General features: G+C 66.1%; 17 protein-coding genes and 1 tRNA gene. 12 read left to right on the top strand and 6 right to left on the bottom strand.

Features of this window, described 5'->3' with window-relative positions:
- Positions 1-126: 126 nt before the first annotated feature.
- The 3 genes from ACRAQ3_RS01870 to ACRAQ3_RS01860 are packed head-to-tail and all read right to left on the bottom strand — an operon-like array spanning position 127 to position 1,714.
- A complete protein-coding gene (locus ACRAQ3_RS01870; protein ID WP_085896812.1) occupies positions 127-330 on the bottom strand; it encodes a DUF1737 domain-containing protein in 204 nt (67 codons plus the stop codon).
- A complete protein-coding gene (locus tag ACRAQ3_RS01865; protein ID WP_432255457.1) occupies positions 327-878 on the bottom strand; it encodes an NnrU family protein in 552 nt (183 codons plus the stop codon). The genes ACRAQ3_RS01870 and ACRAQ3_RS01865 overlap by 4 nt, the downstream gene beginning before the upstream one ends.
- Positions 875-1,714 (bottom strand): HpcH/HpaI aldolase/citrate lyase family protein, encoded by an 840-nt coding sequence (locus tag ACRAQ3_RS01860; RefSeq protein ID WP_432255456.1) that lies wholly within the window; start codon positions 1,712-1,714, stop codon positions 875-877. Before ACRAQ3_RS01860 ends, ACRAQ3_RS01865 begins: the two co-directional genes overlap by 4 nt.
- A gap of 141 nt (positions 1,715-1,855) precedes the next feature.
- Here ACRAQ3_RS01860 and ACRAQ3_RS01855 point away from each other — a divergent pair, with 141 nt between their 5' ends.
- From ACRAQ3_RS01855 to lpdA, 12 genes are all read left to right on the top strand, one after another.
- The gene (locus ACRAQ3_RS01855; RefSeq protein ID WP_432255455.1) at positions 1,856-2,161 is read left to right on the top strand and encodes a hypothetical protein; all 306 of its coding nucleotides are present in this window, start codon (positions 1,856-1,858) and stop codon (positions 2,159-2,161) included.
- Between the two features lie 183 nt (positions 2,162-2,344).
- Positions 2,345-3,577: a PRC-barrel domain-containing protein gene (locus ACRAQ3_RS01850; RefSeq protein ID WP_432255454.1), complete on the top strand. Its 1,233-nt coding sequence runs from the start codon at positions 2,345-2,347 to the stop codon at positions 3,575-3,577.
- A gap of 160 nt (positions 3,578-3,737) precedes the next feature.
- Positions 3,738-4,700, top strand: a complete 963-nt coding sequence (mdh, locus tag ACRAQ3_RS01845; RefSeq protein ID WP_085896807.1) for a malate dehydrogenase — start codon at positions 3,738-3,740, stop codon at positions 4,698-4,700.
- A 57-nt stretch (positions 4,701-4,757) separates the two neighbouring features.
- The gene (locus ACRAQ3_RS01840; protein ID WP_432255453.1) at positions 4,758-5,603 is read left to right on the top strand and encodes a putative nucleotide-diphospho-sugar transferase; all 846 of its coding nucleotides are present in this window, start codon (positions 4,758-4,760) and stop codon (positions 5,601-5,603) included.
- A 321-nt stretch (positions 5,604-5,924) separates the two neighbouring features.
- Complete coding sequence (gene sucC, locus ACRAQ3_RS01835; RefSeq protein ID WP_085896805.1) at positions 5,925-7,118, top strand: ADP-forming succinate--CoA ligase subunit beta; 1,194 nt, start codon at positions 5,925-5,927, stop codon at positions 7,116-7,118.
- Between the two features lie 5 nt (positions 7,119-7,123).
- Positions 7,124-8,005 (top strand): succinate--CoA ligase subunit alpha, encoded by an 882-nt coding sequence (sucD, locus tag ACRAQ3_RS01830; RefSeq protein ID WP_085896804.1) that lies wholly within the window; start codon positions 7,124-7,126, stop codon positions 8,003-8,005.
- Between the two features lie 110 nt (positions 8,006-8,115).
- The gene (locus ACRAQ3_RS01825; RefSeq protein ID WP_432255452.1) at positions 8,116-11,079 is read left to right on the top strand and encodes a 2-oxoglutarate dehydrogenase E1 component; all 2,964 of its coding nucleotides are present in this window, start codon (positions 8,116-8,118) and stop codon (positions 11,077-11,079) included.
- A gap of 2 nt (positions 11,080-11,081) precedes the next feature.
- Positions 11,082-12,326, top strand: coding sequence for a 2-oxoglutarate dehydrogenase complex dihydrolipoyllysine-residue succinyltransferase (odhB, locus tag ACRAQ3_RS01820; protein WP_432255451.1), 1,245 nt, complete (start codon positions 11,082-11,084; stop codon positions 12,324-12,326).
- Positions 12,327-12,383: 57 nt separating this feature from the next.
- Complete coding sequence (locus ACRAQ3_RS01815) at positions 12,384-12,626, top strand: hypothetical protein (protein WP_432255450.1); 243 nt, start codon at positions 12,384-12,386, stop codon at positions 12,624-12,626.
- Positions 12,627-12,709: 83 nt separating this feature from the next.
- Complete coding sequence (locus tag ACRAQ3_RS01810) at positions 12,710-13,096, top strand: MAPEG family protein (RefSeq protein ID WP_432255449.1); 387 nt, start codon at positions 12,710-12,712, stop codon at positions 13,094-13,096.
- Positions 13,097-13,112: 16 nt separating this feature from the next.
- Entirely contained in the window at positions 13,113-13,526 is a 414-nt protein-coding gene (locus ACRAQ3_RS01805) for an MAPEG family protein (protein WP_085896799.1), read from the top strand.
- Between the two features lie 19 nt (positions 13,527-13,545).
- The gene (gene lpdA / locus ACRAQ3_RS01800; protein ID WP_432255448.1) at positions 13,546-14,934 is read left to right on the top strand and encodes a dihydrolipoyl dehydrogenase; all 1,389 of its coding nucleotides are present in this window, start codon (positions 13,546-13,548) and stop codon (positions 14,932-14,934) included.
- A gap of 78 nt (positions 14,935-15,012) precedes the next feature.
- On the opposite strand, the gene ACRAQ3_RS01795 is transcribed toward lpdA, so the two are convergent.
- From ACRAQ3_RS01795 to ACRAQ3_RS01785, 3 genes are all read right to left on the bottom strand, one after another.
- Positions 15,013-15,882, bottom strand: a complete 870-nt coding sequence (locus ACRAQ3_RS01795) for a CAP domain-containing protein (RefSeq protein WP_432255447.1) — start codon at positions 15,880-15,882, stop codon at positions 15,013-15,015.
- 450 nt (positions 15,883-16,332) lie between these two features.
- Positions 16,333-16,408 (bottom strand) — tRNA-Ala (locus tag ACRAQ3_RS01790).
- A 111-nt stretch (positions 16,409-16,519) separates the two neighbouring features.
- Entirely contained in the window at positions 16,520-16,852 is a 333-nt protein-coding gene (locus ACRAQ3_RS01785; RefSeq protein ID WP_085896796.1) for a TIGR02300 family protein, read from the bottom strand.
- Positions 16,853-16,979 lie beyond the last annotated feature (127 nt).

Raw genomic sequence — 16,979 nt, 5'->3', positions numbered from 1 at the left:
TGATCACGGGATCTTCCATGCGGGTTGCGCTGCGAGTGACCGACATGCGCCTCATTTAGAGGCGGCGATTCCCCGGCCCAGCCTCTGCGGCGATCCGCCTCGTCCCGGGGCGGGCTCGAGGCCGGCTCAGAGTTGGCCGAGCTTGAGATCCGCGGAATAGTCGACATCCGCCTCCTTGGTGACGGCCTGCCCGCAGCGCATCACGCCATTGGCGGCGTCATAGGCGTAGCTGGGCTCGCCATAAAGCTCCCAGCCCTTCGACAGGGCCTCGGTCACCTTGTGGCAGAAGGCCGAGGTGTCGTCCCCGGTGAGAAAGCGGTAGATCTTCATGACATGGCTCCGAATGGGTTGGGTCCGATCCAGCCATGCACCAGCCCGATCAGGATGAAAACCACCACCCCGCCGATCACGGCCCGCACCTCGCGCGCCTTGGTGGAGGGCGCGAATTGCGGGACGGGCGCGCGGGCGTCGAGCAGCGCCATCTCGGTCACAGCCCAGAGCCCGAGCCCTCCGAACAGCACGAAGGAGGCCCAGTCGCCATTGGCCAACAGATGCGCCCCCGCCCAGAGCGTCACCGCGAGAAGCTGTGGATGGCGCAGCGCGGCGGCGGCGCGCGTCTTCAGCCCCGAGGCGGCGAAGAGATAGACGGCGACCAGCATCATCAGGTTGTTGAGGTGGCGCGTCCACGAGGCGGGCACATGGTGATGGGCCGCGTCCCAGGCGCCGTATCCGAAGATCATCAACAGCAGCCCGAGCAGTACCAGCCCCGCCACGACCCCGCGCGCGGAGCCGCCCAGCCGGGTATGCAGCCCGGGCGCGAGGCGTGGCATCAGATGCGCCGCGCTCCACAGCGCCAGCCCGAGGACAAGCGCCGTCATGCGTCCGCTTCCGCCGCGATCCGTTCGGCGAGCGCCAAGGTCCTGCGGGCGGTTTCCACGTGCAGCGCCTCGACGATCTCGCCATCGACCACCGCCACCCCCTGCCCCGCCGCCTGCGCGGCCTCGAAGCCCGCGATGCGGCGCCGCGCCAGGTCGATCTCCTCGGCGCTCGGCGCGAAAGCCGCGTTGGCGGCGGCGATCTGGGCCGGGTGGATCAGGCTCTTGCCATCGAAGCCCATGTCGCGCCCCTGCGCGCATTCGGCGGCGAAGCGCTCGGGCTCGTCGAGCGCGTTGCACACGCCGTCGATCGCCGGCACCCCGGCGGCACGCGCCGCGAGCAGCACGCCCTGCAGCGCGGTCCAGAGCGGCATCCGATCGGCGCGCGATCTCGCCCCCAGTTCGCGCGCGAGATCGTTGGTACCCATGATCACCCCGGCGAGGCGGGGATGCCCGCAGATCGCGGGCGCCGACAGCACCCCGCGCGCCGTCTCGATCATCGCCCAGAGCGGCAGATCGCAGCGCGCGGCCACAGCGTCGAGACCGGCGGGGTCGGACACCTTGGGCACCGCAACCCCGTCACAGCCGAGACCGCCCAGCGCGTCGAGATCGTCTTGGCCCCAAGGGGTCGACAGCGCGTTGATCCGCACCAGCCGCAGCCGGTTACGGCCCCCGCCCCCCTCCAGAGCGGCGGGCAGCGCCGCACGCGCGGCCGCCTTCGCCTGCGGCGCGACCGCATCCTCGAGATCGATGATCACGCCGTCGCATGTCAGGGAGCGCGATTTTTCCAGCGCGCGGGCATTCGAGGCGGGCACGTAGAGAAGGGAGCGGATCGGCAAGGCAGGCCTCCTGGAATGGACCACCCGGAGAGTGCAGCGCCGCGACCCCGGGCGCAACGGGGGCACCGTTAACGGCATCTTCGCCGGAAGGCGGCAGGCTGTCCGGTGACCGAAAGGCTGCCCGATACCGAGGAGACACCCATGGACCCGATCCGGACGATGCTATTCTCGCTGCCGCTCTGCGCGCTCGCTCTTCCGGCGGCCGCGATGCCACGCTGCGGGGCGCATGACGCGATCGTGGCGCAGCTGGTGGAACGCTACGGAGAGAGCCGGAAGGCCATCGCGCTCGACGGTGCGAATCAGGTGGTCGAGGTTTTCGCCTCGGACGCCACGGGCAGCTGGACGCTGCTGGTGACCCGCGCCGACGGGCAAAGCTGCCTTCTGGCGGCAGGGCAGGCATACGAGCCGCTCAACGAGCGCCCCGCCCTGACGGATCCCGAGGCCTGAGTGGCTGAAAACAGCTTGTTTTGCCCTCGGGGTTGCGCCGGTTTCAGCCACCCGCGCCCAGAGTGAAAAAAATTCGTTCCAGCCATGCAACCCGTGCCCACACCACGTGTTCAACTTTCGTAACGGGTAGCGCATCCGAACCGGATCGGCGCGGAACCCGGAAGGACGAAAGGTTCTGGAACGATGAAAATTCTTCTGACCACTGCGGCGACCGCGCTCGTCATGGGGACGACCGCCTACGCCGAATCGCATGCGATGGGCATGGGGAGCTACGAAGTCTCGGCAGACGACTTCTACGCCTCCAACCTGATGGGAATGCGCGTCTACTCCTCCGAGCAGGAGCTTGGCGAGAATGGCGACCCGATCAACTTCACTGAACAGCAGTGGGACGACATCGGCGAGATCAACGACCTGATCATCTCCGAAGACGGCTCGGTGCAGGCGGTGATCGTCGGCGTCGGCGGTTTCCTCGGGATCGGCGAGAAGGACGTCGCCCTCACCATGGATCAGATCCGCACCTATGATGACGAGAACGGCGAGCGGTTCCTCGTGATCAACTCCAGCCAGGAGGCCCTCGAGGCCGCCCCGGCCTTCGAGCGCGCGACCGCCGAAGAGACCGCGATGACCGAGGGCGAGGCTGCCGAGCCGGGCATGGTCGAGCAGACCGATGCCGCCGCCGCGACGGCGGCCGCCACGGCCACCATGGCCGAGGGCGAAGCCGAAATGGAAACCGAAGCCGAGGTCGAGACCGAGATGGCCGAGGGCGAAGCCGAGATGGAGGCCATGGAGACCGAGGTCGAGACCGAGATGGCCGAGGGCGAGGCCGAGATGGAGGCCATGGAAGCCGAGGTCGAGACCGAGATGGCCGAGGGCGAAGCCGAGATGGAGGCCATGGAGACCGAGGTCGAGACCGAGATGGCCGAGGGCGAAGCCGAGATGGAGGCCATGGAAGCCGAAGTCGAGACCGAGATGGCCGAAGGCGAGGCCGAGATGACCGAGACCGCCCCGGTGGCCGGTGCCACCGGCATGGTCGAGCGTGAAGGCTACACCACCGCGGCCGTCAGCGATCTCAGCACCGACGAGTTGAACGGTGCCACCGTCTACGGCGCCGATGACGACAATATCGGCGAGATCGAGGACCTCGTGGCTTCCGACAGCGGCGAGATCACCGAGGCCGTGATCGGCGTCGGCGGCTTCCTCGGCATCGGCGAGAAGAAGGTCGCCGTGAACTTCGAGGATCTGCAGATCCTGACCAACGAAGACGGCTCGGACATCCGGGTCTATATCAGCGCCACCGAGGACGAACTGAAGGCGCTGCCGGCCTATGAGGCGCCCGAAGAGGCGGCAATGGATGCCGGCATGGAGACCGAAACCGAGATGGAAGTGGAAACCGAAACCGCGCCTGCCGCGCAGTAAGGTCTTTCCCTGCCTGACGAGATGGCCGCCCTCCGGGGCGGCCATTTGCGTTTGCGCAAACATCCGGCGCCTTGACCCCCGCCGGGCCCGTCAGCCTTGCAAGAGCGTTCCGCGCGGCTTAGGCAAAGCCTCGCAAACACATTCTCGACAGGAGCCATTCATGGCCAGACCCAAGATCGCCCTCATCGGCGCCGGTCAGATCGGCGGCACGCTCGCCCATCTCGCCGCGATCAAGGAACTCGGCGATGTCGTGCTGTTCGACATCGCGGAAGGCACTCCCCAGGGCAAGGCGCTGGACATCGCCGAATCCGGTCCGGCCGAGGGCTTCGACGCCGTCCTCAAGGGCACCAACGACTATGCCGACATCGCCGGCGCCGATGTGTGCATCGTCACCGCCGGTGTGCCGCGCAAGCCCGGCATGAGCCGCGACGACCTGCTCGGCATCAACCTCAAGGTCATGAAATCGGTGGGCGAGGGCATCGCCAAGCACGCCCCCGACGCCTTCGTCATCTGCATCACCAACCCGCTCGACGCGATGGTCTGGGCGTTGCGCGAATTCTCGGGCCTGCCGCACGAGAAGGTCTGCGGCATGGCTGGCGTGCTCGACAGCGCCCGCTTCCGCCACTTCCTGAGCCTCGAGTTCAACGTCTCGATGCGCGACGTCACCGCTTTCGTGCTGGGCGGCCATGGCGACACGATGGTGCCGCTGGCGCGATACTCCACCGTCGGCGGCATCCCCCTGCCCGACCTGGTGCAGATGGGCTGGACCACCCAGGAAAAGCTCGACGCGATCATCCAGCGCACCCGCGACGGCGGCGCCGAGATCGTCGGCCTGCTGAAGACCGGCTCGGCCTTCTACGCCCCGGCGACCAGCGCGATCGAGATGGCCGAGGCCTATCTCAAGGACCAGAAGCGCGTGCTGCCCTGCGCCGCCTATGTCGATGGCGCGCTGGGCCTGAACGGCATGTATGTCGGCGTGCCGACGGTGATCGGCGCCGGCGGCGTCGAGCGGATCATCGACATCAAGATGAACCGCGACGAGCAGGCGATGTTCGACAAATCCGTCGATGCGGTGAAGGGCCTCGTCGACGCCTGCAAGGGCATTGATCAGAGCCTCGCCTGATCGTAGGCCTCCGGGGCGGGCCATACCGGGCCCGTCCCAGCAAGGACCCCGGCGCAGATGACGGATCAAGACCTCGACCGCGGTTTCGTTTTCGCGGTGACCGGCAAGGACTACGTCACCCTCGCCCGGCGCGCAGCGCGCAATCTCAGGGGGGTCATGCCCTCGGCGAAGATCGACCTCTTCACCGACGCGCCCCTCGAAGATGAGGTCTTCGACCGGGTTCACCTCCTCGAACAGGTGTCCCGCCGACCCAAGATGGAATCCCTGCAGCGATCGAGATTCGCGCGGACCATCTATCTCGATGCCGACATCGTCACGCTGGCGCCGCTCGACGACGTGTTCGACATTCTCGACCGCTTCGACATCGCCGTGACGGCGAGTCAGCGGCGTAACGACTACCGAAACCGCGAACAGTATCCGGGCCATCCGGTGCCGCCAGCCTTTCCGCAGATGAATGGCGGTGTGATGGCGATCCGGCGCAACCCCGCGACCGACCGCTTTCTCGAGGACTGGCATGCCATGGTGCATGACGGCACCCAGAAATTCGATCAACCGGCGCTGCGGGTGCTGCTCTACGAGGGCGACCTTCGGCTGCATGTGCTGCCGGTGGAATACAACGTCATGTTCTTCCGCCCCTTCATGCTGAACGGCAACGGCTACACGGCGCCGCGCCTGCTTCACGAACCCAAGCTGCACCAGAAGCCCGCGGGTGACCCGCTCCGCCCCTTCTCGCCGAGTGAGGTTCTGGCCCCGCCGCAGATCGCCAAGCTGGCGGAGTTCCTCGACAACGACCAGACGCTGACCCACTACGCCCCGGTCAACGGTGGCGCGCCGGTCGCGCCGACGCCGCACCGAACGGGCTGGCGCAGCTTTCTGGGCAATCTCAAGCGCCGGGTCATCTGAACGGCCCGATACGGAGACCGCTGGTCACCTTTCGAAGCGCGCACAGATGTAGCCTGTATCGGCGGAACTCCGAATCTTCTGCCGGCAAAGAAGGCCAAATGACCTCTCCTGCAGGTTCTTTTCGGATATTGCGCAGGCAGGTTTTTGCCGGTGCGAAGACCCACCCCGACCAACGCGATCATGAGCGATCCAAACGTGATCACATGATTTTTTCTTGTGATCACGTTGGTCGCATTTATGGGCCGCGATCCGACAAACCGGTTCTTTTGTAGGTTTCGATATGGTTCAAGGGGCCAAATCACGGCAACCGAGGACCGGTCCATGAACATCCACGAATATCAGGCCAAGGCCCTTCTGCGCAGCTACGGCGCGCCCGTCTCGGACGGGCGACCCGTCATGCGCGCCGAAGAGGCGAAAACCGCGGCTGGCGAACTCGACGGCCCGCTTTGGGTGGTGAAGGCGCAGATCCACGCAGGCGGCCGCGGCAAGGGCAGCTTCAAGGAGGCCGATGCCGGCGAGAAGGGCGGCGTCCGCCTGGCCCGCTCCGTCGAGGAGGCGGCCGAGGAAGCCAAGAAGATGCTCGGCCGCACGCTGGTCACGCACCAGACCGGCCCGGCGGGCAAGCAGGTCAACCGCATCTACATCGAGGACGGCTCTGAGATCGAGACCGAACTCTATCTCGCGCTGCTGGTCGATCGCGCCACCTCGCGCATCTCCTTCGTCTGCTCGACCGAGGGCGGCATGGATATCGAGGAGGTCGCCGAGAAGACGCCCGAGAAGATCCTGAGCTTCTCGGTCGATCCGGCCACCGGCTACCAGCCCTATCACGGCCGCCGCATCGCCTTTGCCCTCGGCCTCAAGGGCCAGCAGGTCAAGCAGTGCGTCAAGCTGATGGACACGCTCTATCGTCTCTTCGTCGAGAAGGACATGGAGATGCTGGAGATCAACCCGCTGATCGTCACCGACAAGGGCGACCTGAAATGCCTCGACGCCAAGATGGGCTTCGACGGCAACGCGATCTACCGCCACGACGACATCGCCGCGCTGCGCGACGAGACCGAGGAGGACAGCAAGGAGCTGGCCGCCTCGAAATACGACCTGAACTACATCGCGCTCGACGGCGAGATCGGCTGCATGGTGAACGGCGCGGGCCTCGCCATGGCGACGATGGACATCATCAAGCTCAAGGGCGCGGAACCGGCCAACTTTCTCGACGTGGGCGGCGGCGCGACCAAGGAGAAGGTCACCGAGGCCTTCAAGATCATCACCTCCGACCAGAACGTCAAAGGCATCCTGGTCAACATCTTCGGCGGCATCATGCGCTGCGACGTCATCGCCGAGGGCGTGATCGCGGCGGTCAAGGAAGTCGGTCTGCAGGTGCCGCTGGTCGTGCGTCTCGAAGGGACGAATGTCGATCAGGGCAAGGAGATCATCAACAATTCCGGTCTCGACGTGATCGCGGCGGACAACCTGTCCGACGCCGCCGAGAAGATCGTCAAAGCGGTGAAGGGGTAACAGCAATGGCGATTCTCGTCGACGAAAACACCAAGGTCATCTGTCAGGGCCTGACCGGCTCGCAGGGCACGTTCCACACCGAGCAGGCGATCGCCTACGGCACCAAGATGGTCGGCGGCGTCACCCCGGGCAAGGGCGGCCAGACCCATCTCGACCTGCCCGTGTTCGACAGCGTGCACGAGGCCAAGGCCAAGACCGAAGCCAATGCGAGCGTCATCTACGTGCCGCCGCCCTTCGCGGCCGACAGCATCATGGAGGCGATCGACGCCGAGATGGAGCTGGTGATCTGCATCACCGAGGGCATCCCGGTGCTCGACATGATGAAGGTCAAGCGGGCGCTTCTGAACTCCAAGACCCGGCTGATCGGGCCGAACTGCCCCGGTGTCATCACGCCCGACGCCTGCAAGATCGGCATCATGCCCGGCCATATCCACAAGCGCGGCTCAGTGGGCGTCGTGTCCCGCTCGGGCACGCTGACCTACGAGGCGGTCAAGCAGACCTCGGATTCGGGCCTCGGCCAGTCGACGGCCGTGGGCATCGGCGGCGACCCGATCAAGGGCTCGGAGCATATCGACATCCTCGAGATGTTCCTCGCCGATGACGAGACCCAGTCGATCATCATGATCGGCGAGATCGGCGGCACCGCCGAGGAAGAGGCGGCGCAGTTCCTGGCCGACGAGAAGAAGCGCGGCCGCTGGAAGCCGACCGCCGGCTTCATCGCCGGGCGCACCGCCCCTCCGGGCCGCCGCATGGGCCACGCGGGCGCGATCGTCTCGGGCGGCCAGGGCGACGCGGAGAGCAAGATCGAGGCGATGAAATCCGCCGGGATCGTGGTCGCCGACAGCCCCGCCTCGCTCGGCGAAGCCGTGCTCAAGGCGATCGGCTGAACCCCTCGCGAAGGGGGCCGCGCCGCCCCCTTCGCATGACATCCGCGCCGCGCGCCCTATCTGGGCCCGGCGCATCCCCAGTTTTTGCCCCGAGGATCAAGGATCCTGCCATGACCGAGCAAAGCCCCAACGACGTGTTCCACGCCTCTTCCTTCCTGCAGGGCACGAACGCCGACTACATCGAACAGCTTCACGCGCGCTATGCCGAGAACCCGTCGAGCGTCGACGAGGCCTGGCAGGAGTTCTTCCGCAGCCTCGGCGACAGCGGCTCGGATGCCCGCGCCGAGGCCGCCGGCCCGTCCTGGGCCCGCGCCGATTGGCCGATGCAGCCCAATGACGACCTGACGGCCGCGCTCGACGGGCAGTGGGCCGCGCCTGCCGAAGCCAAGGGCGCGCGCGACAAGATTGCCGCCAAGGCCGCCGAGAAGGGCGTGGGCCTGTCCGAGCAGCAGCTGCGCGCCGCCGTGCTCGACAGCATCCGTGCGCTGATGATCATCCGCGCCTACCGGATTCGCGGCCATCTCGCCGCCGATCTCGATCCGCTGGGCCTGCGCGAGCAGACGCCGCATCCCGAGCTGGACCCCGCGAATTACGGTTTCACCAAGGCCGACATGGACCGGCCGATCTTCATCGACAACGTGCTCGGCCTCGAGATCGCGACGATGAACGAGATCCTGGCGCTGGTGAAGCGCACCTATTGCGGCACCTTCGCGCTGCAATACATGCACATCTCCGATCCCGAGCAGTCGGCTTGGCTCAAGGAGCGGATCGAGGGCTACGGCAAGGAGATCCAGTTCACCAAGGAAGGCCGCAAGGCGATCCTGAACAAGCTGGTCGAGGCCGAGGGCTTCGAGAAATTCCTGCACGTCAAGTACATGGGCACCAAGCGCTTCGGCCTCGACGGCGGCGAGGCGCTGATCCCGGCGATGGAGCAGATCATCAAGCGCGGCGGCCAGCTCGGCGTGAAGGACATCGTGATCGGCATGCCGCATCGCGGTCGCCTCTCGGTGCTCGCCAACGTCATGCAGAAACCCTACCGGGCGATCTTCCACGAATTCCAGGGCGGCAGCTTCAAGCCCGAGGAGGTCGATGGATCGGGCGACGTGAAGTACCACCTCGGCGCCTCGTCGGACCGCGAGTTCGACGGCAACAAGGTGCACCTGTCGCTGACCGCGAACCCCTCCCACCTCGAAGCGGTGAACCCGGTCGTGCTCGGCAAGGCGCGCGCCAAGCAGAGCCAGCTCGGCGACACCGACCGCACCCAGGTGATCCCGATCCTGCTGCATGGCGACGCGGCCTTCGCGGGCCAGGGCGTCGTGGCCGAGGGCTTCGGCCTGTCGGGCCTCGTCGGTCACCGCACCGGCGGCACGATCCACATCGTGGTGAACAACCAGATCGGCTTCACCACCGCGCCGCATTTCTCGCGCTCCTCGCCCTACCCCACCGACATCGCGCTGATGGTCGAGGCGCCGATCTTCCACGTCAACGGCGATGATCCGGAGGCCGTGGTGCACGCCGCCAAGGTGGCGACCGAGTTCCGGCAGAAGTTCCACAAGGACGTCGTCATCGACATCTTCTGCTACCGCCGCTTCGGTCACAACGAGGGCGACGAGCCCATGTTCACCAACCCGGTGATGTACAAGAAGATCAAGAACCAGAAGACCACGCTCACGCTCTACACCGAGCGGCTCGTCCGCGACGGGCTGATCCCCGAGGGCGAGATCGAGGACATGAAGGCGCAGTTCCAGGCGATGCTGGGCGAGGAGTTCGAGGCCGGCAAGACCTACCGCCCGAACAAGGCCGACTGGCTCGACGGGCGCTGGAGCCATCTCGACCGGCGCGACCACGAGAGCTACCAGCGCGGCCAGACCGCGATCGACGAGAAGACCATGACCGAGATCGGCCGCGCCATCACCCGCGCGCCCGAGGGCTTCCCGCTGCACCGCACCGTCTCGCGCCTGCTCGACGCCAAGGGGCAGATGTTCGAGACCGGCAAGGGCTTCGACTGGGCCACGGCCGAGGCGCTGGCCTTCGGCTCGCTGCTGACCGAGGGCTACCCGGTCCGGCTCTCGGGCCAGGACAGCACCCGCGGCACCTTCTCACAGCGCCACTCGGCCTTCATCAACCAGGAGAACGAGGAGCGCTACTACCCGCTCAACAACATCCGCGAGGGGCAGGCGCGTTACGAGGTCATCGACTCGATGCTCTCCGAATACGCGGTGCTGGGTTTCGAATACGGCTACACGCTGGCCGAGCCCAACGCGCTGGTGATGTGGGAGGCGCAGTTCGGCGATTTTGCCAACGGCGCGCAGATCATGTTCGACCAGTTCATCTCCTCGGGTGAATCGAAGTGGCTGCGCATGTCGGGCCTCGTGATGCTGCTGCCGCATGGCTACGAGGGTCAGGGCCCCGAGCACTCCTCGGCGCGGCTCGAGCGGTTCCTGCAGATGTGCGGCCAGGACAACTGGATCGTCGCCAACTGCTCGACCCCGGCGAACTACTTCCACATCCTGCGCCGGCAGCTGCATCGCACCTTCCGCAAGCCGCTGGTGCTGATGACGCCGAAATCGCTGCTGCGCCACAAGATGGCGATCTCGGACGCCGAGGATTTCACCACCGGTTCGTCCTTCCACCGCGTGCTGTGGGACGACGCCGAGAAGGGCCACAGCGACACCCAGCTCAAGCCCGACAGCGAGATCAAGCGCGTCGTGATGTGCTCGGGCAAGGTCTATTACGACCTTCTGGAAGAGCGCGACGCGCGCGGGTTGGACGACGTCTACCTGATGCGGATCGAGCAGTTCTATCCCTTCCCGGCGCTGAGCCTCGTGAAGGAGCTGGAGCGGTTCAAGGGCGCCGAGATGGTCTGGTGCCAGGAAGAGCCCAAGAACCAGGGCGCCTGGAACTTCATCGAGCCCAACATCGAATGGGTGCTGAGCCGGATCGACGCCGCGCATAAGCGCCCCACCTATGTCGGCCGCCATGCGAGCGCCTCGCCCGCGACCGGCCTCGCCAGCCAGCACAAGACCCAACAGCAAGCGCTGGTGAACGAAGCGCTGAGCATCGAAGGAAACTGAGAATGAGCACCGAAGTCCGCGTCCCCACCCTGGGCGAAAGCGTCACCGAGGCGACCGTCGCCACCTGGTTCAAGAAGCCGGGCGACGCCGTCGCGGTGGACGAGATGCTGTGCGAGCTGGAAACCGACAAGGTCACGGTCGAGGTGCCCTCGCCCGTCGCCGGCACGCTGTCGGAGATCGTCGCGGCCGAAGGCGACACCGTCGGCGTCGACGCGCTGCTCGCCCAGGTGAGCGAGGGCGACGCGCCCGCCAAGTCCGAGCCGGAGGCGCCGGCCGAGGACGGCCCCAAGGAGCAGCAGGCGGCGACCAACGTCTCGGGCGATCCCAAGGGCGAGCCCGCGGAGAAGGGCGAAGCCAGGGGCGACACCGAGGACGCGCCCTCGGCCAAGAAGCTGATGGCCGAGAACGACCTCAAGGAAGGCGACGTCAAGGGCACCGGCAAGGATGGCCGGGTGATGAAGGAAGACGTGCTGAAGGCGCTCAACGCGCCCAAGCCCGCCGAAACCTCCAAGCCCGCCGCGCGCGGCCCGGTGTCGTCGGACGACGCCGACCGCGAGGAGCGGGTCAAGATGACCCGTCTGCGCCAGACCATCGCCCGCCGCCTCAAGGAGGCGCAGAACACCGCCGCGATGCTGACCACCTACAACGAGGTGGACATGACCGCGGTGATGGAGCTGCGCAACGAGTACAAGGCGCTGTTCGAGAAGAAGCACGGCGTGAAGCTCGGCTTCATGTCCTTCTTCACCAAGGCCTGCGTGCACGCGCTCAAGGAGGTCCCGGACGTCAACGCCGAGATCGACGGCGATCACGTGGTCTACAAGAACTACGTCCACATGGGCATCGCGGTGGGCACCCCCACCGGCCTCGTAGTGCCGGTGATCCGCAACGCCGACAGCATGGGCTTTGCCGAGATCGAGAAGTCGATCGCCGAGATGGGCGTGAAGGCGCGCGACGGCAAGCTCAGCATGGCCGACATGCAGGGCGGCTCCTTCACCATCTCCAACGGTGGCGTCTACGGCTCGCTGATGTCCTCGCCGATCCTGAACCCGCCGCAGTCGGGCATCCTCGGCATGCACAAGATCCAGGACCGTCCGATGGCGATCAACGGCAAGGTCGAGATCCGGCCGATGATGTATCTGGCGCTGAGCTACGATCACCGTATCGTCGACGGCAAGGGCGCCGTGACCTTCCTCGTGCGCGTCAAGGAAGCGCTCGAGGATCCGCGCCGGCTGTTGATGGATCTGTGAACATGTGAAGGGGCCGGGCGTTGAGCCCGGCCCCATTCCACAACGAAGGCCCGTGCCATGCAGATGCTCTGTCAAATCGACACCCCCGATTTCGCCTCCTGGAAGGCCGCCTTCGACGATGATTACGAAGAGCGGATGCAGGCCGGCCTGAGCCAGCTGCAGATCTGGCGCGACGCCGACCACGGCTCCACCGTGCTGGTGCTGTTTGATGTCAACGACCGCAAGCGCGCCGAGGCCTGGATCGCCAAGGAGCAGGGCTTTGGCGGCGCGATGACCTGCACCTTTCTCGAGACCGCCTGACATGGCCCATGCCTCTTCCGAGCACTTGCTGCACGCGATCGTGTTACACTCGCCGCGTGCAGATCGGTTGTGGGAGGGGTTTCATGTCCAGCGAACTCAATATCTTGGCAATCTACGGGCTTCTGGTGCTCGCGCTGATCCTCGTGCAGGTGCTCTACGCCATATCGCAGGTCGGCCTGCCGATGCTGGCGCGACCGCGCGACGACATGCCCCGGCTGACCGGCGTGGCCGGGCGGATGGAGCGCTGCGTCGCCAACTCGGTCACCGCGATGGCGCTCTTCGCGCCCGCCGTGCTGATCCTGGCGGTGCGCGAGGGCTTTGGCGGCGGCACGCTGCTGGCGGCGCAGGTCTTCCTGATCGCGCGGCTGGCCTATGCGCTGCTCTACCCGGCCGGCATTCCCTGGGCGCGCACCGCGGTCTGGGGCCTGGGCTTCTTCGCGACGCTCTACCTCTACGCCGCTGCCCTCTAACGTCGCCGGGGCCGCGATGACGGCCCCCGAGCTTCAGGTTCTGGCCTTGGCCGGGCTGCTGCAGGCCGGGCAATATGTCTGGCTGTCGGTGCGCGCCAACCGCGAGTTGGGATTTGGCCGCACGCTCGGGCCGCGCGATCCGCAGCGGCTCGGCGCGCCGCTCGAAGCCTTGGCCAGCCCGCGCACCGGGCGGCTCTACCGGGCGCTGAACAACCATTTCGAGGGGTTGATCCTGTTCACCCTCGCCGTCGTCGTGCTGATCCTCGGCGACAAGACCACCGGTCTTTCGGGCCTGCTGGCCTGGACCTATCTCGCGGCGCGGGTGCTCTACGTCCCCGCCTATTATTTCGGGCTCCGGCCCTGGCGGTCGCTGATCTGGCTGGTGGGGTTCTGCGCCACCATCGCGATGATCGGCCTCGCCCTCGTCTGACACCCCACAGGAGTTTTCCATGGCATCCTACGATCTCATCGTCATCGGCGCCGGCCCCGGCGGCTATGTCTGCGCCATCAAGGCGGCCCAGCTCGGCCTCAAGACCGCGGTGGTCGAGGGGCGCGAGACGCTGGGCGGCACCTGCCTCAACGTGGGCTGCATCCCCTCCAAGGCGCTGCTGCACGCCACCCACGCGCTGCACGAGGCCGAGCACAACTTCGCCAAGATGGGCCTGAAGGCCGAGACGCCGACGGTGGATTGGGACCAGATGCTCGCCTACAAGCGCGACAGCGTCGGCCAGAACACCGGCGGCATCGAATTCCTGTTCAAGAAGAACAAGATCGACTGGCTCAAGGGCTGGGGCTCGATCCCCGAGGCGGGCAAGGTCAAGGTCGGCGACGAGACCCACGAGGCCAAGCACATCGTCATCGCCTCGGGCTCCGTCCCCACCTCGATCCCCAATGTCGAGATCGACGAGAAGGTCGTCGTGACCTCGACCGGCGCGCTGGAGCTGGGCCGCATCCCCGAGAAGATGGTGGTGATCGGCGCCGGCGTGATCGGGCTCGAGCTGGGCTCGGTCTATCGCCGTCTCGGCAGCGAGGTCACCGTGGTCGAGTATCTCGACGCGATCACGCCGGGCATGGATGCCGAGGTCGCTCGCAACTTCCAGAAGATCCTGACCAAGCAGGGGCTGAAATTCGTGCTGGGTTCGGCGGTGCAGGGTGTCACGGTCGAGGGCGAGAAGGCCACCGTGACCTGGAAGAGCCGCAAGGACGACAGCGAGGAAAGCCTGACGGCCGATTGCGTGCTCGTGGCCACCGGTCGCAAGCCCTATGTCGAAGGGCTCGGGCTCGAAGAGCTCGGCGTCGATATGACCGATCGCGGCCAGATCAAGATCGACGATCATTTCAAGACCAGCGTCGACGGCGTCTATGCGATCGGCGACGCGGTGCCCGGGCTGATGCTCGCGCACAAGGCCGAGGATGAGGGCGTGGCGATCGCCGAGATCCTCGCGGGCCAGAAGGGCCACGTGAATTACGAGGTGATCCCTGGCGTCGTCTACACCCACCCCGAGGTGGCGACCGTCGGCAAGACCGAGGAGCAGCTCAAGGAGGAAGGCCGCGGCTACAAGGTCGGCAAGTTCCCGTTCCTCGGCAACGCGCGGGCCAAGGCCAACTTCTCGGCCGAGGGCTTCGTGAAGATCCTCGCCGACAAGGAGACCGACCGGATCCTCGGCGCGCATATCATCGGCCCGATGGCCGGCGACCTGATCCACGAGGTCTGCGTGGCGATGGAGTTCGGCGCCGCCGCCGAGGACCTGGCCCGCACCTGCCACGCCCACCCCACCTATAGCGAGGGCGTGCGCGAGGCGGCACTGGCACTGGGCGACGGCGCGATCCACGCCTGATCGCCAAGGCTGCCGCAAAACGAGATACGGCCGCCCGAAGGCGGCCGTCGAAGTTCTCCGAGCTGGGCGCAGCCTCAATCAGGCGAGCCAGTCCTCGGCACTCAGAGTGGTGAGGGTGAAAACCTCCCACTCGCCGGAATCCTGCCCGTCGGAGGCCCGCACTTCGAGTTCTGTCTCGCCGAGACGGCGATTGACCCGCAGCCGGATCATGTCGAGATCGTCGGCGGCGATCCGAACCCCGTCATCGGCATCGATCCGGCCCTGGCCCTTGAAGATGAAGTTGTCGCGCCCCGCGGTGTCGCGCAGTTCGAACCACTTGATCGCGTCGCCATCGGTGTCGGCAACCTCGAGATGCTTGTCGAGACGGGTCCGATAGCCGCCCTTCACCTTGCCGAGCGTCACATCGTCCACGGTAACGACCGGTGCGGTGTCCTGAGCGACCGGCCTGTTCTGGGGCGCCGAGGTGTCCGAGGGTGTCGTCGAAGCGCCCTTATCCAGATCAACCTGTCCGCCGGTGCGGGCAAAGTTCTGGGTGACCATGACACCATCCCAACCCTTGAAATCGCCCCGCTCGATCCCGATGCCGACATATTCGAAGTCGGGGTTCAGGATGTTGGCGCGGTGGCCCGGGCTGTTCATCAGCGATTCGTGCAGATCGACCACGTCATCGGAGAGCCCGGAGGCGCCGCGCTCGGATTGCCAGGCGAGGTTCTCGCCCGAGGCCCAGCTTCCGGAGAAGTCGAAATCGGCGGCGCGCATGCGGTCGGTCGCGCTCGAGCCGCCCTGGCCGGTATGGGAGAAGGTATCGCTCTGCAGCATCCAATTGCTGTGATCCTCGCTCGAGTCGTTCAGGTTGAGTTCGAGCTTGAGGGAGCTGAGACCGAGCGTGCTCCGCTCTTCGTTGATCAACGACAGCATCTGCCGTTCGAGGTCGTTCGCGATAGACATGTGTAGTGGTGATCCTTGATCGGTACCGGTTTGCGCCGGTTGCCCTATGCAGGATCATGCGAATTGCGAAGCCGGTGAGGCGGTACGGGGGAGAAAAGGCGGTTTCGCGCCGCGAAACGCCGTTCGACCTAGCCGAACTTTGCCGAACAAGTACCACTTAGCGGCTATGCCCCCCAACCGCGAAAACATGCCTGATGGTTGTAAAAGCGCAACGGGACGGCCTGCGTATGGGGTGGGCAGCCCCCGAACCCGCGGTCACGGGCTTACGGCAGAGCCGGGGCGGACGAACGCGGCGCGGAACGCCGTAATATCCTGCCGGGCCGGCACTACGAAGGAGCGGAGATAGGCCGTTTGCACGCTCAAGGGCCCGTCGGGACCGCTCAGGGCAAATGAAGCATGTTCGGATCAGGTTCGATCCGCATGGCTAATATAAAGGCGTCTGGAAGATGATGGTGGAGCCTAGGGGGATCGAACCCCTGACCTCTTGCATGCCATGCAAGCGCTCTCCCAGCTGAGCTAAGGCCCCATCATGTCCGGCGTTTCCGCCGTGTCGGTCAGCGTCGCTGCCCGTGTGCCGCTCTCTAAGGGTGGCGCCGGGCGGGTGCAAGCGGAAAACACGCGCCCGGGCCGAAAAATCTTACTCGTCGTCCTCGGCCGGAACATCGGCCAGCTCGTCGAGCGACACGTCATCGCTGTCGTCGTCATCATCGAGCACGTCATCGCCCAGATCGACGTCGTCATCGTCGCTGTCGTCGTCGTCGAGCAGCAGCTCCTCGTCATCCTCCGAGGACTTCTTCATCTTCTTGGTCTGCGCGTCCTCGGCATCCGCCACCATGGTGCGGTGCTTGCCGGTGTCGAGCGTGACCACCTGCCCGGTATAGGGGCTGATGATCGGGTTTGCGTTCAGGTCATAGAAGCGCTTGCCCGTGGTCGGGCAGATGCGCTTGGTTCCCCATTCTTCCTTCGGCATGGGCTGTCCTTCCAGTTCCGTGCGACGATGATCGGCGGGCGCGCCGGCCCGGGCGCGAAACGCGCCTCGGCCTTGCGGCGGATCGCGCTCCCCTGCCATAAGCGCGGCAGGCTGTCAAAGCCTTTGG

Source organism: Limimaricola sp. AA108-03, from assembly GCF_050847355.1.
Classification (GTDB): domain Bacteria; phylum Pseudomonadota; class Alphaproteobacteria; order Rhodobacterales; family Rhodobacteraceae; genus Limimaricola.
The sequence above is the reverse complement of the archived record's forward strand: the minus strand, read 5'-3'. Positions and strand labels throughout refer to the sequence as shown.